Here is a 17,532-nt window from a genome sequence, read left to right on the forward strand (position 1 = left end):
CATCACAACGCCAAGACGGACCGCCGGTGTGATTATCTCTTCGACCCCGTCACCGGGTTTGTGTACTGGTTGTTTGAGGATGGCACGTGGGAGTCGACGGAGCCGCAGGGGATTATGGCCCAGCGGTGGCGCCAGACCATTTCCCAGCGCACCGAACAGCTCGCCGCCGAGCGCAACCTCATCCCGCTGCCCGAACCGGAGGAGACCAGCTTCGCAGACTAGGAGTGACGACGAGCGACGAGGATGACGTCGCTGTGATGCATGGCCCCGGCGCCGTGCGTGACGTGACGGTCGCGGCGGGATAATTCGACGACCTCGAGCTGCGTGAGCTGTTCGGCGAGCCATTCTGGCATGGCGACCTCATCGGATTCCATATCGTGGTGGACGAAGAGGAGCGTGCCGCCGGGAGCGACGAGCGACTCGAGACGAGCGACTGCGTCCGTGGTGGCGGGGATGCCGCCGTAGTGGACCGAGACCAAGTCATAGGTTGTGCCGCCGAGCTCGGCGAAGTCTGCGACGCGAGCGATTAATCCGTGTGCGCGGGTGCGGGCGACGGCGGTAGGCGCGAAGTCGATGCCCTCGGCGTCCCAGCCGTGCGCATCGAGCCAGGCCAAGTCCGCGCCTTCGCCGCAGCCGATGTCAAGGGCAGTGCCGGGCTTGAGCGTGCCTGCGTAATCGACAAGCGTGGAGTTGGGGTTGCCGGACCACAGTTGCTCGGACTCGAGGTAGCGGGCTTCCATTTCCTCGGCGGTGGGCTGGTATCCAGGACCCTTGTGCTCGTGGTGATGTTGGTGCTGTGTCATTGCACCAATGCTACTGGCAGGAGTGCTTAGGCGCGCTCGATGGGATTCGTGAGCGAACCAATGCCGGGAATCTCGATCTCAATGGAGTCGCCCGGGACCATGGGCGCGGTGCCCGCCGGGGAACCGGTCGTGACAACGTCGCCGGGCAGCAGGGTCATGGACTGGGAGATCTCGGCGAGGATGCCGCCCATCTTCACAATCATCTGGTTGGTGTTGGAGTCCTGCTTCTGTTCGCGGACGCCATCGTGGGTGAGGTAGGCGTTGATCTTGGTGTCATCGAGATCGAACTTGTTGATGTCGGTCTCGATCCAGGGACCGAGCGGGCAGAAAGTGTCAATGCCCTTGGCACGTGCCCACTGGCCATCCTTGAACTGGAGGTCACGGGACGAGACGTCGTTGCAAATAAGGAAGCCAAGGACGTGATCCTGCCAGCGCTCCGGATCGATATTCTTGGAAACCTTGGAGATGACGACGGCGAGCTCGCCCTCGAACTCGACGTTGGTGGCGAACTCCGGGATCTTGATAGGAGCGCCCGGACCGATAACGGCGGTGGACGGCTTAACGAAGATGGTCGGCGGCAGGTCGTCTGCTGACTTGGCGAAGACCTCGGCGACGTGGTCGGCGTAGTTGCGGCCGAGCGCGACGACCTTGGTGGGCAGCGTCGGCGCGAGGAGGCGGAATTCGCCTTCCTTAAACTCGCGGCCGGTGGTCTCCGGCGGGGTAAACGGGGTGCCGGAAATTTCCTTCGCAACGAGCGAGCCGGGCTCGCCTTCGATGATGGCGAAACAAAGTCCTTCTTGGTGTGCAATTCGTCCTAAGCGCATGGGGGCAATCATACTCAGGGCAGGGTTAGCACACGTGCAAAGGTGGGATTAACAGCTGTGGCGCATGGAAAGGGCTATGCATTAAATTCTGCGCTCGGTGACGACGTCGCCGAGTTTTACGGCGTTCATATGGGACTGTTGAGCGAGGAAGAGCTCGCCGCACGCGAGGGCATCGGACAGCGCGTTGTGGCTGCCGTAGCGCGGTAGCCCATAGCGCTCGCGCACGCGGGCAAGCCGAAGGTCCTCGCCACGAGGCACGGTACCGGTACGCTCCATGCGACGTCGCTCCAGCGCGAAGGTGTCCGCAATGGTGAGCGTGGGTAGCTCGCCGCGCAGCTCGAGGCAGGCAGCGTCGAGAAAATCAGCCTCGATGCTGGCGAAGTGCGCGAGGAGAACGCGGCCGTGGAGTGCGGCCAGGAGGGCATCGAGGGCATCGGCAAGCGGAGTGCCGTGGGCGGACTCGTCGTGGGTGATGCCATGGAGGGTGGCGGACTCCCCCACCTCGACGCCGCGGATGACGTGGTAGCCAGCCAGACCAAGCGCGATGAGTTGGCCACGCACGGGAACCCAGCCCATGGAGACAATGCGGTCGCGACTGGAGTCGAAGCCGGTGGTTTCAAAATCGACGGCGAGAAACTCCACCTTGGCGAGCGGCGTGGATTTTTCGGGCGGGTCGAGGTCCAACTTTCTACGCGTGAAGAAACGAGTCAGCATGGACGAGCCTCCTCCCTCAAGAATTAGATATTGCGTACAGGATACTTGGTGGCCAAGGCGTTCTGCATCGACTTGATAATGCGGAAGGCGTCGCGCAACTGTTCGCGCTCAAGACGGCTGAGCTGCGCGGGGTCGATGCGATAGTTCGGGGTTTGCCCAGCCCGGACTTGAAGGGATTGGTGGCGGAGGGTGAGTGCGCGGAGGACCGAGTGGGCATCGGCAAGCTCGTGAGCTCCGGCGGCGGAGACGCTTTTTCCGGCAGCCGAGGTAAGACGCTCATCGGTCTCGAGGGCTGTCGAACCTGCGGCAAGGGCGAAGAGGCGCGCCATTTGGACGATGCCGGCGGTGCCGCCCTTCTTGATATCGAGGGTGTTGACGTGCTGGCCGTCGCGCTCGACCACGAGGCCGCGGAAGAACGTCAGCGGCGGCTCGCGGCGGGCGGCAAGGCTCGCCAGGTGTGCGTGGAGGCGCTGCGAGGTCGCTGCCGCGACGGCCGCGGCGTGGACGCGCTCGCCCAGCGCGAGGGTGCCCGCGACCGCGCGGAAGTCGAAGAATACCTGGGCATGGAGCAGGGCATCGGGCTCCGGTGCAGCGGTCCACGTTGCAAAGGTCTGTTCCCACTGCGCGACCGTCATGCGCCATCGCGGGTTCTTGGCCATCATGTCGCCCGGGCACAAGGACTGGCCGCCGGCGTCGAGGCCACGGCAGACGAACTCGGCGAGGCGTGCGAAGTACTCGCCGTGGGCCTCCGCGTCATAGGAGTTGTCGAGGACAAGCGCGTTGTCCTGATCCGAGGCGAGACCCATTTCCCGGCGGCCCTGGGAGCCAACCGCGACGAAGGCGTATGGCACGGGCGGCGGGCCAAGCTCGAGCTCCGCGAGTTGGCACAGGCGGCGGGCCAAAGCGTCCGCGGCCATCGTAATGATGTTCGCGACCTCCTGGGGGCTCGAGCCGCGATCGATATAGCGCACGGCGAGTGTCGCGGCCTCAGTAAACGCGCCGTGAAGCTCCGCGAGGCTGCTGCGGCGGGACAAATCCGCGGCAACAAAGATGGGATCCGCATGCAGGAGCCGGGCGATCTCCGAATCCGTGACGACGCCGAGGACGCGGTCGCCGACCACCGGCATGTGGTGGAAACCGCGCTCCGTCATGAGGAGATGGACTTCCATGGCCATGGCGTCGGGACGCACGGACAGTGGATTCTCCGTCATAATGCGACGCACAGGCTCGGACGGATCCAGGTTCGCCGCAAGAACCCGGGTGCGCAAGTCACGGTCCGTGACGATGCCGCGCAGCTGGCCGTCGTCGAGGACGAGCAGCGAAGATGTCTCCGCCTGCGTCATGGCGCGGGCGGCCTCGGCGATGGTGGCATCAGGAGACACAGATTGTACCGGCCGCAGCGTCATCTCAGACAGGCGCGTGCGCAGCAACTCCGTCGAGTCCTCCTGCAGCTCGTGCGCGAGGTGGGAAGCACGGCGGGCCTCCGTGTCGTAAAAGCGCGCGAGGTCCGGATTCTCCGCGGAGACTGCCTGAAAAGCGGCGCGCGGCAGCACAAGGAGCAGACAGTCCTCGACGACGTCAAAGGTATAGCACGAAACGGGGTCCTCGACGAGCGTCGAGTAGGCCAAGGACTCCCCCGCCCCGCGGCGGTCCACGAGCTGGCCTTCCTCGCTGACCACGTCCACCGCGCCCGAGCGGATGATGTAGAGGTTATCGCCCCGTTCGCCCGCCCTCAGCAGCTGTGTGCCGCGGCGGGCGTAGAGCACGCTGAGCTCTGACGTCAACGCGGCGAGATGAGGCAGGCGCGAAAAGGGTTCGTGTTGGGCGAGGAAGCCCGTGACCTCCTCAAGCTCGACGGTGGGGGTGTTCATAGTGGGCTAGATTACTGGTAACTGACGAACCATGGGCGCGGTTCGACAGAAAATGTCCCCTCCGGTGTAAGCATGGGCTGGTCTTCGTCAATGAAGTTCTTCCATGCCATGAAGAAATTCGGGCTCAGGCCTTCCCGCATCATGTTCCACGTCTCCATCTTGACATCGGTCGGCCCGTGGCCATCCGCGTGAAGGACGAAGGCAAGCTCCGGGTGGTCTGTATTGATGGTCTCGCGGTCGCGAATCATCTGCAGCTGGAACTGGTGCAGCACGAGCGCTTTCTGCGGCAGCTTCTTCTCGGAGACTAACCCCGCCAGCCAGTCTGCGACCTCGTTGACCTCTGCGGCCTCGACGTGGCCGATGTTTTCCATCGGCTGCTCATCCGGACCAATCTTCCACTCGGGGTCAAGCGCAAGTCCCACGTTGGGGCGCGAGAGCAGGTCCTCGTAGCGCTTCGCTTGCTCGAGCAGACTCGCGCGGCCTGGCTGCAGGTCAAGGACGGCGTAGCCTCCCGCGTCGACAATGGCGTCGACGTAGGGCTCCAGCTCCGCCGGGTCCGTCTCATTCGAGTAGTTGCCATCCGGTCCCGGGCCGCCGGAGGCCACCGTCGCGATGACCTCGAAGGCCGGAATGACCGGGTAATCCGTGAGCTGCTGATACTGCGCCGCGAGTTCCTTGACCTTCGCGACCGAGCCGGCCGGGTCCTGCTCGCCCATAACACCCAGCGCCGGTCCCGACGGGTGCCCGTAGAGCGCCACCATGCGTCGGCCCGGGAAGACGAGTCCGCCGCCGCCAGGCAGCTCGCCATTCGCGGCGAGCTCGACCCTCCGGTCAAAGTTTTCCTGTGTGCCAAACGCCGGGCCCAGCGCCACGACGTTGCCCTTGGTCACGGCATCCATGGACGCCTTCGTCGCGCGCGGGTCACCCACCGCAAGCGGCATCACGGTCGCGCCCGCGGCGCGTGCCGTGGCAATATCTGCCAATCCGGCCTCCGCCGTAACGAGCGCCGTGACGTCACGCGTCTTCGGCGGCGTCATGCCAGCGACGGTCTGCATATCCCCGAAAGGATCGCTTGCCGATGCCCCCTTCTCCAAAGCCTCCGCATTCTCATAGGTCCCCACGTTCCCGGCCGTGTATACCTTGGTCACGCCGAGTTTCTCCAGCTGCGCCGCGGTATCCGCGCCATCGAAAAACATGGGGATGCCCTTGTCGACTGCGGTCTCGGCGCCGACGAGCGCATGGTCTTTATCCGTGACGACGGCCTCCTCCGTAGCATCGAAGAAAGAAGACGCGTCGGCCATCACCGTGGGCGCGCTCGGCGCGGTGGTCTCCTGAGACGGCTGCGTTTCAGGCGTGCTGGAGCAGCTGCCGAGAGCGAGGGCACTCGCGGCGAGGACGGCGGCCGAAAATGTACGAAGGGAGCGCACTGTAGTCATTGGCCTAATGCTACAGGGCGCTCCCAGGAATGTGGTCTAGACTGCGGCGGCGATTCGGTCGCCCACCTCAGTCGTACGAATGGGGGCATCGCCGCGGGCGGAGACGTCCTCGGCAACCGCCTTCTCAATGCGCTGCGCGCCCGCCTCGTCACCCAGGTGGCGCAGCAGCATAGCGCCCGACAGGATGGCGGCAGTCGGGTCCGCAATGCCCTGGCCCGCAATATCCGGGGCCGAGCCGTGGACGGGCTCGAACATGGACGGGTTGGTGCCGGAGGCATCGATATTGCCGGAGGCCGCTAGGCCGATGCCGCCGGTCACGGCGCCAGCAAGGTCCGTCAAAATGTCGCCAAAAAGGTTGTCGGTAACGATGACGTCGTAGCGGGACGGGTCCGTGACTATGTAGATGGTCGCGGCATCAATGTGGTTGTAGTCGACCGTCACATCCGGGAATTCCTGTGCGACCTCGTCGACGGTGCGCTGCCACAGCGAACCGGCGTTGACGAGCACATTCGTCTTGTGCACGAGCGTGACGTGCTTGCGGCGCTTCTGGGCGCGCGCAAAGGCATCACGCACGACGCGCTCGACTCCGAAGCGGGTGTTTTGGGAGACCTCGGAAGCGACCTCGTGCGGGGTACCCTCCCTCAACGTGCCGCCGTTGCCACAGTAGAGGCCCTCGGTGCCCTCGCGGACGACGACGAAGTCGATGTCACCGGGATGAGCCAGCGGCGAGGTCGACGTCGGATACAGCTTGGACGGACGCAGGTTGACGTGGTGGTCAAGTGCAAAGCGCATCTTGAGCAGCAGGCCGCGTTCGAGAATGCCCGGCGGCACGGAGCCCGGGGCGCCGATGGCGCCGAGCAGAATGGCGTCATGTTCGCGCAGGGAGGCCAGATCATCCTCGGTGAGCAGTTCCCCGTTGCGCAGGTAGCGACGCGCACCGAGGTCGTACTCGGTCGTCTCGATATCGTCGCGCACGGCGCAGAGAACCTTGAGCGCTTCTGCCGTGACTTCCGGGCCGATACCGTCGCCACCAATAACCGCGAGTTTCATTTTGCGGGATTCCTTTCTCGCCTGATGGATTTTCTGGCTAGTGTAGCACGCAGAAACGGGCGCCACCATCCGGTGACGCCCGTTTCAGAGTGGGGTGTTTACTCGCTGAGCTCGAACTGGAAGGCCTCAGCCTCGAGCTTCGCCGAGATGGACTCAACGAGAGCCTCCGGGACCTCGCGATCGACGCGGAGGATGAGGACTGCGGACTCCGCAACCTTGCCCTGGGTCAGGGCAGCGGCCTGGATGTTGATCCCCTCCGCACCCAGCGCGGTACCGACGGTGCCCAGTGCGCCCGGCTTGTCCGCGTAGCGGAAGAAGATGTTGCGGCCGGTAGCGCGCATGTCGACGCCGCGGCCGTTGATACGGACGAACTTCTCGACGCCGTCGATGCCGGTAAGAGCACCAGTCAGCTGCGAGGAGTCGCCGTCGGCGGCGATGACCTTCACGCGCAGCGAGGAACGGTGGCCCTTGGACTCAGCGTTGGTGCGCACGGAGACGTCGACGCCGCGGGTCTCTGCGATCTGCATGGCGTTGACGAAGGTGACCGGCTCGGAGACGACGCGGGAGAACAGGCCGCGGACGGCGGACAGGCCCAGGGCCTCGACGTCCTCAGTGGACAGCTCGCCGCAGGCCTCGACCTCGATGGCGACCGGCGCCTTGTCGAGCAACGCACCAGCGGTGAGACCGAGCTTGCGGGCAATCTCGAGCCAGCCGGCGACCTCTTCGCCGACGCGGCCGCCCTGGACGTTGACGGCATCCGCAACGAACTCGCCGTTGAGGGCCTTGAGCACGGAGGCTGCAACGTCAGTACCGGCACGGTCCTGCGCCTCGACGGTCGACGCGCCCAGGTGCGGGGTGACCGTGACCTGCGGCAGCGCGAAGAGCGGCGAGTCGGTGCAGGGCTCGGTGGCGTAGACGTCGAAGCCAGCGCCACGGTGGCGGCCAGCCTTGATGGAGTCGGCGAGGGCCTGTTCATCGACGAGACCACCGCGGGCAGCGTTGATGAGGATCTGGCCTTCCTTCGCCTTGGCCAGCAGCTTCGCGTCGAACATGCCTGCGGTCTCCGGGGTCTTCGGCAGGTGGATGGTCACGAAGTCAGCGCGCGCCATAAGGTCTTCGAGTTCGACGAGCTCGACGCCCAGGGCGGCGGCGCGGGCCGGGTTCGCGTACGGATCGTAGGCAATGATGGTGGTCTCGAACGCGGCGAGGCGCTGCGCGAAGAGCTGGCCAATGTGGCCGAAGCCGACGATACCGACGGTCTTGCCGTAGATTTCCACGCCCTTGAAGGAGGAACGCTTCCACTCGGCACCGCGGAGGGAGGCGTCAGCCGAAGGAAGCTGACGGGCGGTGGCCATGAGCAGCGCGATGGCGTGCTCGCACGCGGAGTGGATATTGGAGGTCGGAGCGTTGACGACCATGACGCCGCGCGCGGTGGCAGCCGGGATGTCCACGTTGTCGAGACCCACGCCGGCACGGCCGACGATCTTGAGATTCGTCGCGGCGGCGAGAACTTCCTCATCGACCGTGGTGGCGGAACGGACAAGCAGCGCGTCGGCTTCCGGGACAGCGGCGAGGAGCTCGGCACGGTTGGGACCGTCGACCCAGCGGACCTCCACCCCCTCTCCCAGTGCAGTCACAGTGGACTGAGCGAGCTTGTCAGCGATGAGGACTACCGGCTTCGACATTACTTTCCTTCTTTTCCCTTGAGGGAAATGTCAGTGGGGTGTATAAGATACGCCGAATTGTAATCTATTCATGCCAGCCTTGTCCAATTCGGTCGGACAATAGGCTGGCATCACCGAAATCGCTGCCCAATGCCACCAGCGGGCCATTTTCTAGACCCGCCACCATCGCGTACGCCGCTTTCGACGCGGTCGGGTCGCCCGAGGGCATGACGCGCACGGACGCGCCAAAGGCCACGGCATTCGCGACCGCGGCAATGGGCGTCGTGGGCGTCGCGACAACAATCGGCGACATCTGGGCGTCGCGGCGCGATTGCGCAGGCAGCGGCTCGACGCGCTTGATGTCCTCGTAGCGCGTGAGCGGCTGCCACGCGGCCTTGAGCTCGATGTGCTTCGCGCTATCGAGGTTGGCAACCGCGGCGACCATGCGCTGCGGGTCCGCAATGACCTGGCTCGTGAACTCGAAGGCGGTGAACTCCCCCATCGCGCGGGTGAACCCATTGTCCTTGATGACGGTCAGGGAACCGGCCGTGTTGGACGCCAGTGGCACGTCGCCGACGAGGACGATGCGCGAGACCCCCAGCTCGTTGACGAGCCCCATGATATCCGTACGCGCGTCTTCCCCATACGTGACCATGGGTACGCGCTGAGCGACGGACAGGGACGCGGCGCGCAGCGCGGTGGCATCGGAATCTTCTGCAATGATGAGCGATTCCGAGTCTGGGAAGAAAGTGCGCACGGCGTCGACGCCCGTAGCGTCCGTGAGCACGCTGATGTGTCCCTCAAAATCCTTCGACACGAAGCCGTTGACGTTTTGTGCGCGGGCCTGCTCGAGGTTGATCTCCGAGTCCGGCAATTCCGTGATATTCGTGGGCACAGCTACGTGGGCGTCCTGTGCGCAGCCCGCGAGGAGCAGCGTGCAGGCACAGGCGGCGAGAAATCTACCGCACGAAGGCATTCGGCCCCTCATCACCGCCGCCCAGGTCGTTTTCGTTCACGTCGCGGATGACCGGCTTGCCGATGGCGTACTCGACCATGCCAATGAAACGCTCGCGGCGGTCGGCGAAGAAGCCTTTCCAATCCGAGGTGTGGAGCGTCGTCGGGTCGATCTCGTGCGAGGCGAGGACGGCGTCGAAATCAGCGTCGTCGAGGATCGACTTGGACTGCAGGCGCGGCAGGTAGCGCTGCGGCGAGCGGCCCTCGAGGACGACCTCGGTGCGCTTGCCCATGGGCGTACGGTTGAGCACGGACGCCGCGAGGACGGGATCGACGCCGTTCTTCTCGCACCAGGCGAGCGGGAAGACCGGAAAGAAACCCGGCTTGAGCTCGGAAAAGGAGTTCTTGTCGAAGACGCGGCCGGTGCGCCAATCACGGGCGCCGCGGGCCATGAGCAGCGCGTCGAGCGCCTTGAAGATGCCCGTCGTGGAATCCGCAGACAGCAGGCGGGATTCGCGGAAGTCAGTGTCACGCACGGTCTTCGGCTCTACGTCCGTGGTACCCAGCACCCAGGCGACAACCTCGTCGACGTCACGGCCGGAGCGCTGCGTCACGGCGGAAGAACCGTAGAGCTCGCCAAAGACGCCGGACCAGAACCAACGGTTGATCTTGTCCCACGCCTCTTGAGTGGACAACGCTCCGGGCTCGGAGACGAGACGCGCAAGGATGACGGACAGCGGCACGATCTGCTTGGAGAACGGCACCTGCTCGTGGCTCAAAATGCAGCGCTCGGACAGGAAGGAGGCGACCTCCGCCATGGTCACGCGCAGCGTCTTCGTCGCGTCCTTGTACTCCGGCAGGGACAGCGACAGGATGTCTTCGCGCGTGCCGGAGGCATGTCCGCGCAGCGAGGTCGCGAGCAGAGAGACGGCCGAGAGGAACTCCGTGCGTCCGATGGCGTCGAGCGCGCCGTGGCGACGCAGCAGCTTCTCGGTCTCGGCCCAGTCCTCCGCCAAGTGGAAGTTCTCGTCCTCGCTGGCGAAGACCGCGGTGAGCAGATCGAAGACATCCATCTGCAGGCCGGAGCTATTCGCCTGGGCGAAGACCTGGCCCACGCCAGCACGCTCGGTCTCGCGGGACAGGCGGATGATCGGGATATCGTAGCCTGCAAGCGGGCGGAGGATGCGGTTGTGGAACGCCACGGCGGCATCGGCAAGCTCAGCGTCGCCGGAGGCAGCCAACTCGAAGAGGGCCTTGGTGCCGTCCTCAAAGAGGAGATCGGCGACCGGAATGCAACCAGCTTCCAGCGCGGTGGCGCGGTCCGGGATGCGCTCCAGGTCCGGGCCGAAGTGCGAGCGCATCATGCCATCCTGATTCACTGCGAACACGGCCTCGTCCGGCATGAGCTCGTTGGAGACGGCCTTGCGCACGTCGACGTAGAAGGTGCGGGTGATCTTCTTATTGCGGAAGTCCTTGGTATTGACGCGGCCTTCGCCGCGGAAGCAGTGGTACAACGTGGTGAGGCGCTGCTGGCCATCGAGGAGCAACAGGCCCGGGTTCACGCCGGTATTCGGCGCACCGGTGAGCGGGCGCGGGCGGAAACGCATGGGCTCGTTACGAGTATCGAGCACCATGAGCGCGCCCACCGGGTAACCGCGCAGGACGGTGACGATGAGCGAGCGGATGCGATCTTCATCCCAGGCGTAGTGACGCTGGAAATCGGGCAACTGAATATCGCCGCGCTCGATGCGGGCGAACAGGTCGGTGAGATCAAAGCTTGGCGTTGTAAAACCCATGTGCCCGAGGGTACCCCGCAAAGGGAACACCCGCCCGCATAAAAGCGATCCCAGGGCATATCTCACACAAACGGAGCCAAAAGCAGGCATGCAAAAGCCCTCCCGCGTGTATCGCAGGAGGGCTTGAGTGCGAAGAGCTTAAGCGGTCTGCTCGCGAGCGTCGACCTTGACCCAGCTCATCATGTCGCGAAGCGTGGAGCCAGTCTTCTCAATCGGGTGGCTGGAGACCTCGGCGCGCATGCCCTCGAGCTCCTTGTTGCCACCCTCAACGTTGGCGACGAGGCGCTTGACGAAGGTGCCGTCCTGGATGTCCTTGAGAACGTCCTTCATGCGAGCCTTGACAGAGTCATCGATGATGCGCGGGCCGGAGACGTAGCCACCGAACTCAGCGGTATCAGAGATGGAGTAGTTCATATTGGCCAGGCCGCCCTCGAAGATGAGGTCGACGATGAGCTTCATCTCGTGCAGGCACTCGAAGTAGGCCATCTCCGGCTCGTAGCCAGCCTCAACGAGGGTCTCGAAGCCGCCCATGATGAGGTACTCCAGGCCACCACAGAGGACAACCTGCTCGCCGAAGAGGTCAGTCTCGGTCTCCGCCTTGAAGGTGGTGGGGATGACGCCGGCGCGGGCGCCACCGATAGCAGCGGCGTAGGACAGGGACAGGTCGTGGCCCTCCCCCTTCGGGTCCTGCGCAGTGGCGATGAGGCAAGGAACACCCTTGCCGTCGACAAACTGGCGACGGACGAGGTGGCCCGGACCCTTCGGCGCAACCATGCCAACGGTGATGTCAGCAGCCGGCTTGATGAGCTCGAAGTGGATATTAAGGCCGTGGCCGAAGAACAGGGCGTTGCCTGCCTCCAGGTTGGGCTCAATGTCCTCGGTGAAGATCTGCGCCTGGGACGTATCCGGAGCCAGCAGCATGACGACGTCGGCCCACTTGGCGGCCTCCGCGTTGGTGAGGACCTTGAAGCCGGCCTCTTCGGCCTTCACGCGAGACTTGGAGCCTTCACGCAGACCGACAGCAACCTCAACGCCAGAGTCGCGCAGGTTCTGCGCGTGCGCGTGGCCCTGGGAGCCGTAGCCGATGATGGCGACCTTGCGGCCCTGGATGATGGACAGATCTGCATCTGCGTCGTAGAACGTCTCAATTGCCATGAGTGTCAATCCTTACTGTTGGTTCGTGCGAGTGCTTTCTTTATTTCTAGCACACGATAGAAGAAAAGTGTTCATTATCTGAGACAAATTTTTCAGTTTGTCTCAATTGGCGGGAAATTTGGGGTTATTTCGTGGGCGCCATCGACTTCGGACCGCGGCCCAATGCGACGCGACCGGACTGAATGAGCTCGCGAATACCAAAGGGCTCGAGCACATCCAGCAGCGCACGCAGCTTGCCCGGGGTGCCCGTCGCCTCGATGACGACAGACTCGGGAGCGACGTCAACAACGCGAGCACGGAAGATGTCGACCGCACCGACGACCTGCGCGCGGTTGTCGTTATTAGCCGAGACCTTCACGAGCATGATCGCGCGCGAAATAGTGGTCTCCTCATCGAGCTCTACGACCTTGAGGACGTGGATGAGCTTGTTGAGCTGCTTGGTCACCTGCTCCGTCACGATGTCATTCGCATCGACGACGATGGTGAGGCGGTTGATGCCCTCCACCTCCGTCTTCGCTGACACAAGCGAGATGAGGTTGTAGCCGCGACGAGAGAACATGCCGGTGACGCGGGAGATGATGCCTTCCACGTCCTGCACGAGGACGGAGAGGGTGTGGCGAGTGATATCGGTTGCTGCCATGGTATTTAAGCCTCCTCCAGGGCCTCGTGGATGTCGGCGGGTTCTTCCGCCGCGGACGTGTTGTCATCAAAGAGCGGTCGCAGACCCAGCGCGTACTGAATCTCCTCGTTCGAAGCTCCACCCGCAATCATCGGCCACACCTGAGCGTCCTCGCCGACAATGAAGTCGATGACAACGGGGCGGTCATTGATGGCGCGGGCGCGCTCAATAGCGGGCACGACCTCGTCCTCAGTAGTCACGCGAATCGCCTCGCAGCCCAAAGCTTCCGTCAACTTCACAAAATCCGGCAGGTAATGGTCGGCCTCGCGCAGCTTGGTATGCGAGTAGTGCTCGTCGAAGAAGAGGGTTTGCCACTGGCGGACCATACCCAAGTTGCCGTTATTAATCACGGCAACCTTGAGCGGGAAGCCTTCCACCGCGGCGGTGGCCAGCTCTTGGTTCGTCATCTGGAAGCAGCCGTCGCCATCGATCGCCCAGACTTCCTTCTCCGGCATGGCGGCCTTGGCGCCCAGTGCCGCCGGGATGGAGTAACCCATCGTGCCCGCGCCGCCCGAGTTGATCCACGTGCGAGGATTCTCGAAGTCGATGAACTGCGCCGACCACATCTGGTGCTGGCCCACGCCAGCGACGTAGATAGCCTCCGGTCCGACGGTCTCCGAGAGCTTCTCCAGGACGAACTGCGGGTTAAGCTTGCCGTCCGCGGTGGGCTTCCAGCCGCGCGGGAAACGCTCCTTCATATCCTCCAGGTACGCAATCCAATCCTCGATGTCCGGCGGATTGAGCTTCGCCTTGCCCTGGTACGTCTTCGTCAACTGGAGCAGAACCTCGCGGGCGTCGCCCACAATCGGGACCTCAACCTCGCGCAGCTTGCCCACTTCGGCTGGATCGATATCTGCCTGAATAACCTTGGCGCCCGGCGCAAAGGTGTTCAAGTCGCCCGTCACGCGGTCGTCGAAGCGCGCGCCAATCGTAATAAGAAGATCCGCACGCTGCATGGCGGCCACAGCCGGCACCGTACCGTGCATGCCTGGCATACCCATGTGCAGCGGGTGCGAGTCCGGGAAAGAACCCAGCGCCATGAGCGTCGTCACCACCGGAATGCCCGTGTACTCCGCGAACTCCAGGAGCTCGCGGTGCGCATTGGCCTTAATGACGCCGCCGCCCACGTACAGCACCGGACGCTCGGACTTCGCGATGAGTTTTACCGCCGAAGAAATCTGACGCGGGTGCGGCGTCGTGGTCGGCTTGTAGCCCGGCAAGTCCAGCTGCGGCGGGTAGGAATAATCGAGGTAGCCGTTTTGGACGTCTTTGGGAATGTCGACGAGGACAGGACCCGGACGCCCCGTGGAGGCAAGATGGAAGGCCGCGACGATTGCTTCCGGGATCTCCTGCGGATCCGTGACAATGAAATTGTGCTTCGTAATCGGCATGGTCACGCCACGGATATCCGCCTCCTGGAAGGCGTCCGTACCCAACAGGCTCGAGCCCACCTGTCCGGTAATGGCGACGATGGGAACGGAGTCTAGGTTCGCGTCCGCAATCGGGGTCACAAGGTTGGTCGCGCCTGGGCCGGAGGTCGCAATGCACACGCCCACCTTGCCGGAGGCCTGTGCATAGCCTTCCGCCGCGTGGCCCGCGCCCTGCTCGTGGCGGACGAGCACGTGACGCAGCTTCGTAGAGGCATAGAGGGCATCGTACAGCGGCAACACGGCGCCGCCCGGAATGCCGAATACAAGGTCAGTGCCCAAATCTTCGAGGGTGCGGACGATGGCCTGCGCGCCAGTCATGCGCTCGGTGCCCTTCTTGGCGCCGGACGTCGACTTGGCGAGCGAAGCCGGGGTCGGCGACGGTGATGCTGCCACGGTCAATTACTCCTTGGGGTCAAAGCTTGTTTATTTTTACGGTGCCGCGGGTGTGGCGCCGTGCGATCTGTGAAGGATGAAGGTGGTCCTCCAACAACAAAGCCCCCGTCTCAGTTGCGGTGTGTGCAACTGGCGAGGGCGCTTGCTCTAATCAACGACAACTTATGCCGTTGCGGCAGGCGCCGCGTCCGGTACTACAAGCTGAAGTCGAATAATGATCATGGTTTCTATCTTACACTCGATAGGCTATCCCGCCACTTGATACCCCCATTTCACATATTGAAACAATCATCTCACGAGGTGAGCCGGATTTCTCACACTCGGACGGTCGCCCCCGTTACGCACCTCCCCGCCGTGTCCACTAGTGTCTATTGACATGAATGCGCACACCTTCAGGCCGGATCGCACCCATATCCTCGCCATTGTGCTCATTGCGATGATCGCCATCATCGGCATCGCGTGGGCACCACTCAAACTCGGTTGGCTGTTGATCTTCCCCGTCCTGTGGATCTGGTGGGTACTCAAAGCCCGCACCACGGTCTCCGAAGACGGCATTGATATTGGCTACGCCTTCCGCGGCAACGTGCACCTCGACTGGGATAACTTCCGCGGCATCGGTTTCAAAGGTTCCCGCACATTCGCTTCCGATGCCGCCGGCAAGGACCACAGCCTGCCCGGCGTCACGTTCAACTCGCTGCCCCAGCTTTCCGATGCCTCCCGCGGCCGCATCCCCGACGCTCTCACCGCCGGCCGGTACGCCGCCGAGGAAAAGGTCGTCATCATCCACCGCGACGGCGAGCAGATTCTTCTCACCAAGGAAGAATTCGCCGACTACAAGCGCACTCACCCCGACGCTTAAACTCACCCGAACATAAACAAGGACTCCCCATGTTTCCCCTGCGCTCCAAAGTAACCACCGTCGGCCGCCAGGCCTCCGGCGCCCGCGCCCTGTGGCGCGCCACCGGCACCAAGGAACACGAGTTTGGCAAGCCGATCGTCGCCATCGCCAACTCCTACACCCAGTTCGTTCCGGGCCACGTCCACCTCAAAAACGTCGGCGACATCGTGGCCGAGGCCGTCCGCGCCGCGGGCGGCGTGCCCAAGGAATTCAACACCATCGCCGTTGATGACGGCATCGCCATGGGACACCAGGGCATGCTCTACTCGCTGCCGTCGCGCGAGATCATCTCCGACTCCATTGAGTACATGGTCAACGCGCACACTGCCGATGCCCTCGTATGTATCTCCAACTGCGACAAGATCACCCCGGGCATGCTCAACGCAGCACTCCGCCTCAACATCCCCACCATCTTCGTCTCCGGCGGCCCGATGGAAGCCGGCAAGGCCGTCGTCGTCGACGGCGTGGCACATGCACCCACCGACCTCATCACCGCCATCAACGCGACCGCCAACGAGCAGGTCTCCGACGAGGGGCTGACCGCCATCGAGGCAGCCGCCTGCCCGACCTGTGGCTCCTGCTCCGGTATGTTTACCGCGAACTCGATGAACTGCCTCACCGAGGCCCTCGGCCTCTCCCTGCCGGGCAACGGCACCACGCTGGCCACCCACACCGCTCGCCGTTCGCTTTTTGAGAAGGCCGGCGCCACCATCATGGATCTGTGCCAGCGCTACTACGGTGAGGAAGACGAGTCCGTCCTGCCGCGCAATATCGCGACGAAGGAAGCCTTCACCAACGCCATGGCGCTCGACATGGCCATGGGTGGTTCTACCAACACCATCCTCCACACGCTTGCCGCCGCCCAGGAGGGCGAGGTCGACTTCACCCTCGAGGACATCAACAACCTGTCCTACAAGGTGCCGTGTATCTCCAAGGTGGCTCCCAACGGCAACTACCACATCGAGGACGTCCACCGTGCCGGCGGCATCCCCGCCATCCTCGGCGAGCTGCGCCGCGGCGGCTTCATCGACGAGTCCGTCCACACCGTCGCCTACGACACGGTCGACGGCTGGCTCAACGACTGGGACATCCGTGGCGGCAAGGCCATCGATGAAGCCACCGAGCTCTTCCATGCAGCCCCTGGCGGCGTGCGCACCACCGAGCCCTTTTCCCAGTCCTCCCAGTGGGAGACCCTCGACACCGACGCGGAGAACGGCTGCATCCACTCCGTGGACCACTCTTTCTCCTCCGACGGCGGCCTCGTTGTCCTGCGTGGCAACTTGGCCCCCAATGGCGCCATCGTCAAGGCCGCCGGCGTCGACGAGGAACTGTGGACGTTCTCCGGTCCTGCCCGCGTGGTCGAGTCCCAGGAAGAAGCCGTCTCCATCATCTTGAAGCACGAGGTCCAGCCGGGCGACGTCATCGTCATCCGCTACGAGGGCCCGTCCGGCGGCCCGGGCATGCAGGAAATGCTCCACCCGACCTCCTTCCTCAAAGGCTCGGGCCTGGGCAAGGCTTGCGCGCTTATCACGGATGGCCGTTTCTCCGGCGGTACCTCCGGCCTGTCCATCGGCCACATCTCCCCGGAAGCCGCCCACGGCGGACTCATCGGCCTGGTCGAAAATGGCGACACCATCACCATCGACATCCACGAGCGCACACTCACCCTCGAGGTCGATGAGACCGTCATCGCGGATCGTCGCAACGCCCAGGAGTCCCGCGAGAACCCCTGGACTCCGGTCAACCGCAACCGCCAGGTGACCAAGGCGCTGCGCGCCTACGCCAACATGGCGACCTCCGCTGACCGCGGCGCCGTCCGCGTTGTCGACGGCTTCGTCAACTAGGCATATCGACCCTCCTGTTGC

14 protein-coding genes and 1 pseudogene are annotated in these 17,532 nt (G+C 64.0%); 3 read left to right on the forward strand and 12 right to left on the reverse strand.

The window, feature by feature from the left end; genetic code table 11:
• Positions 1-222, forward strand: a pseudogene (locus tag ABJ196_RS02185) (HNH endonuclease); the annotation flags it as partial.
• Here ABJ196_RS02185 and ABJ196_RS02190 read toward each other — a convergent pair.
• From ABJ196_RS02190 to ABJ196_RS02245, 12 genes are all read right to left on the reverse strand, one after another.
• Positions 219-803, reverse strand: a complete 585-nt coding sequence (locus ABJ196_RS02190) for a class I SAM-dependent methyltransferase (protein ID WP_347305027.1) — start codon at positions 801-803, stop codon at positions 219-221. The pseudogene ABJ196_RS02185 and the gene ABJ196_RS02190 sit on opposite strands and share 4 nt — an antisense overlap.
• 26 nt (positions 804-829) lie before the next feature.
• Positions 830-1,627 carry a fumarylacetoacetate hydrolase family protein gene (locus tag ABJ196_RS02195; protein ID WP_347305028.1) on the reverse strand — a complete coding sequence of 266 codons (798 nt, stop codon included), beginning with the start codon at positions 1,625-1,627 and terminating at the stop codon, positions 830-832.
• Positions 1,628-1,708: 81 nt separating this feature from the next.
• The gene (locus tag ABJ196_RS02200) at positions 1,709-2,341 is read right to left on the reverse strand and encodes an exonuclease domain-containing protein (protein WP_347305029.1); all 633 of its coding nucleotides are present in this window, start codon (positions 2,339-2,341) and stop codon (positions 1,709-1,711) included.
• A 23-nt stretch (positions 2,342-2,364) separates the two neighbouring features.
• Positions 2,365-4,212, reverse strand: coding sequence for a DUF294 nucleotidyltransferase-like domain-containing protein (locus tag ABJ196_RS02205; protein WP_347305030.1), 1,848 nt, complete (start codon positions 4,210-4,212; stop codon positions 2,365-2,367).
• A gap of 11 nt (positions 4,213-4,223) precedes the next feature.
• Positions 4,224-5,648: a cell wall-binding repeat-containing protein gene (locus ABJ196_RS02210; protein WP_347305031.1), complete on the reverse strand. Its 1,425-nt coding sequence runs from the start codon at positions 5,646-5,648 to the stop codon at positions 4,224-4,226.
• A gap of 36 nt (positions 5,649-5,684) precedes the next feature.
• Entirely contained in the window at positions 5,685-6,698 is a 1,014-nt protein-coding gene (locus ABJ196_RS02215; RefSeq protein WP_347305032.1) for a 3-isopropylmalate dehydrogenase, read from the reverse strand.
• Between the two features lie 98 nt (positions 6,699-6,796).
• Complete coding sequence (gene serA, locus ABJ196_RS02220) at positions 6,797-8,383, reverse strand: phosphoglycerate dehydrogenase (RefSeq protein WP_347305033.1); 1,587 nt, start codon at positions 8,381-8,383, stop codon at positions 6,797-6,799.
• A gap of 64 nt (positions 8,384-8,447) precedes the next feature.
• Positions 8,448-9,338, reverse strand: a complete 891-nt coding sequence (locus ABJ196_RS02225) for a hypothetical protein (protein WP_347305034.1) — start codon at positions 9,336-9,338, stop codon at positions 8,448-8,450.
• Positions 9,322-11,112, reverse strand: coding sequence for a DUF262 domain-containing protein (locus tag ABJ196_RS02230; protein ID WP_347305035.1), 1,791 nt, complete (start codon positions 11,110-11,112; stop codon positions 9,322-9,324). The genes ABJ196_RS02225 and ABJ196_RS02230 overlap by 17 nt, the downstream gene beginning before the upstream one ends.
• A gap of 138 nt (positions 11,113-11,250) precedes the next feature.
• Positions 11,251-12,267, reverse strand: a complete 1,017-nt coding sequence (ilvC, locus tag ABJ196_RS02235) for a ketol-acid reductoisomerase (protein ID WP_347305036.1) — start codon at positions 12,265-12,267, stop codon at positions 11,251-11,253.
• Between the two features lie 124 nt (positions 12,268-12,391).
• The gene (ilvN, locus tag ABJ196_RS02240; protein WP_066493401.1) at positions 12,392-12,907 is read right to left on the reverse strand and encodes an acetolactate synthase small subunit; all 516 of its coding nucleotides are present in this window, start codon (positions 12,905-12,907) and stop codon (positions 12,392-12,394) included.
• A gap of 5 nt (positions 12,908-12,912) precedes the next feature.
• A complete protein-coding gene (locus ABJ196_RS02245; protein ID WP_347305037.1) occupies positions 12,913-14,775 on the reverse strand; it encodes an acetolactate synthase large subunit in 1,863 nt (620 codons plus the stop codon).
• Positions 14,776-15,145: 370 nt separating this feature from the next.
• Here ABJ196_RS02245 and ABJ196_RS02250 point away from each other — a divergent pair, with 370 nt between their 5' ends.
• Both ABJ196_RS02250 and ilvD read left to right on the forward strand, forming a co-directional pair.
• On the forward strand, positions 15,146-15,628 hold the full coding sequence (locus ABJ196_RS02250) for a PH domain-containing protein (protein ID WP_347305038.1): 483 nt from the start codon (positions 15,146-15,148) through the stop codon (positions 15,626-15,628).
• A 29-nt stretch (positions 15,629-15,657) separates the two neighbouring features.
• Complete coding sequence (gene ilvD, locus ABJ196_RS02255) at positions 15,658-17,511, forward strand: dihydroxy-acid dehydratase (protein WP_347305039.1); 1,854 nt, start codon at positions 15,658-15,660, stop codon at positions 17,509-17,511.
• Positions 17,512-17,532: the final 21 nt, after the last annotated feature.

The sequence above is a fragment of the Corynebacterium sp. SA-MJD20WY100 genome (assembly GCF_039822565.1).
GTDB lineage: Bacteria > Actinomycetota > Actinomycetes > Mycobacteriales > Mycobacteriaceae > Corynebacterium > Corynebacterium phoceense_A.

Coding starts and splice junctions, on each gene's coding strand:
- ABJ196_RS02190 (WP_347305027.1), bottom strand. CDS start 803: ATGACACAGCACCAACATCACCACGAGCACAAGGGTCCTGGATACCAG.
- ABJ196_RS02195 (WP_347305028.1), bottom strand. CDS start 1,627: ATGCGCTTAGGACGAATTGCACACCAAGAAGGACTTTGTTTCGCCATC.
- ABJ196_RS02200 (WP_347305029.1), bottom strand. CDS start 2,341: ATGCTGACTCGTTTCTTCACGCGTAGAAAGTTGGACCTCGACCCGCCC.
- ABJ196_RS02205 (WP_347305030.1), bottom strand. CDS start 4,212: ATGAACACCCCCACCGTCGAGCTTGAGGAGGTCACGGGCTTCCTCGCC.
- ABJ196_RS02210 (WP_347305031.1), bottom strand. CDS start 5,648: ATGACTACAGTGCGCTCCCTTCGTACATTTTCGGCCGCCGTCCTCGCC.
- ABJ196_RS02215 (WP_347305032.1), bottom strand. CDS start 6,698: ATGAAACTCGCGGTTATTGGTGGCGACGGTATCGGCCCGGAAGTCACG.
- serA (WP_347305033.1), bottom strand. CDS start 8,383: ATGTCGAAGCCGGTAGTCCTCATCGCTGACAAGCTCGCTCAGTCCACT.
- ABJ196_RS02225 (WP_347305034.1), bottom strand. CDS start 9,338: ATGCCTTCGTGCGGTAGATTTCTCGCCGCCTGTGCCTGCACGCTGCTC.
- ABJ196_RS02230 (WP_347305035.1), bottom strand. CDS start 11,112: ATGGGTTTTACAACGCCAAGCTTTGATCTCACCGACCTGTTCGCCCGC.
- ilvC (WP_347305036.1), bottom strand. CDS start 12,267: ATGGCAATTGAGACGTTCTACGACGCAGATGCAGATCTGTCCATCATC.
- ilvN (WP_066493401.1), bottom strand. CDS start 12,907: ATGGCAGCAACCGATATCACTCGCCACACCCTCTCCGTCCTCGTGCAG.
- ABJ196_RS02250 (WP_347305038.1), top strand. CDS start 15,146: ATGAATGCGCACACCTTCAGGCCGGATCGCACCCATATCCTCGCCATT.
- ilvD (WP_347305039.1), top strand. CDS start 15,658: ATGTTTCCCCTGCGCTCCAAAGTAACCACCGTCGGCCGCCAGGCCTCC.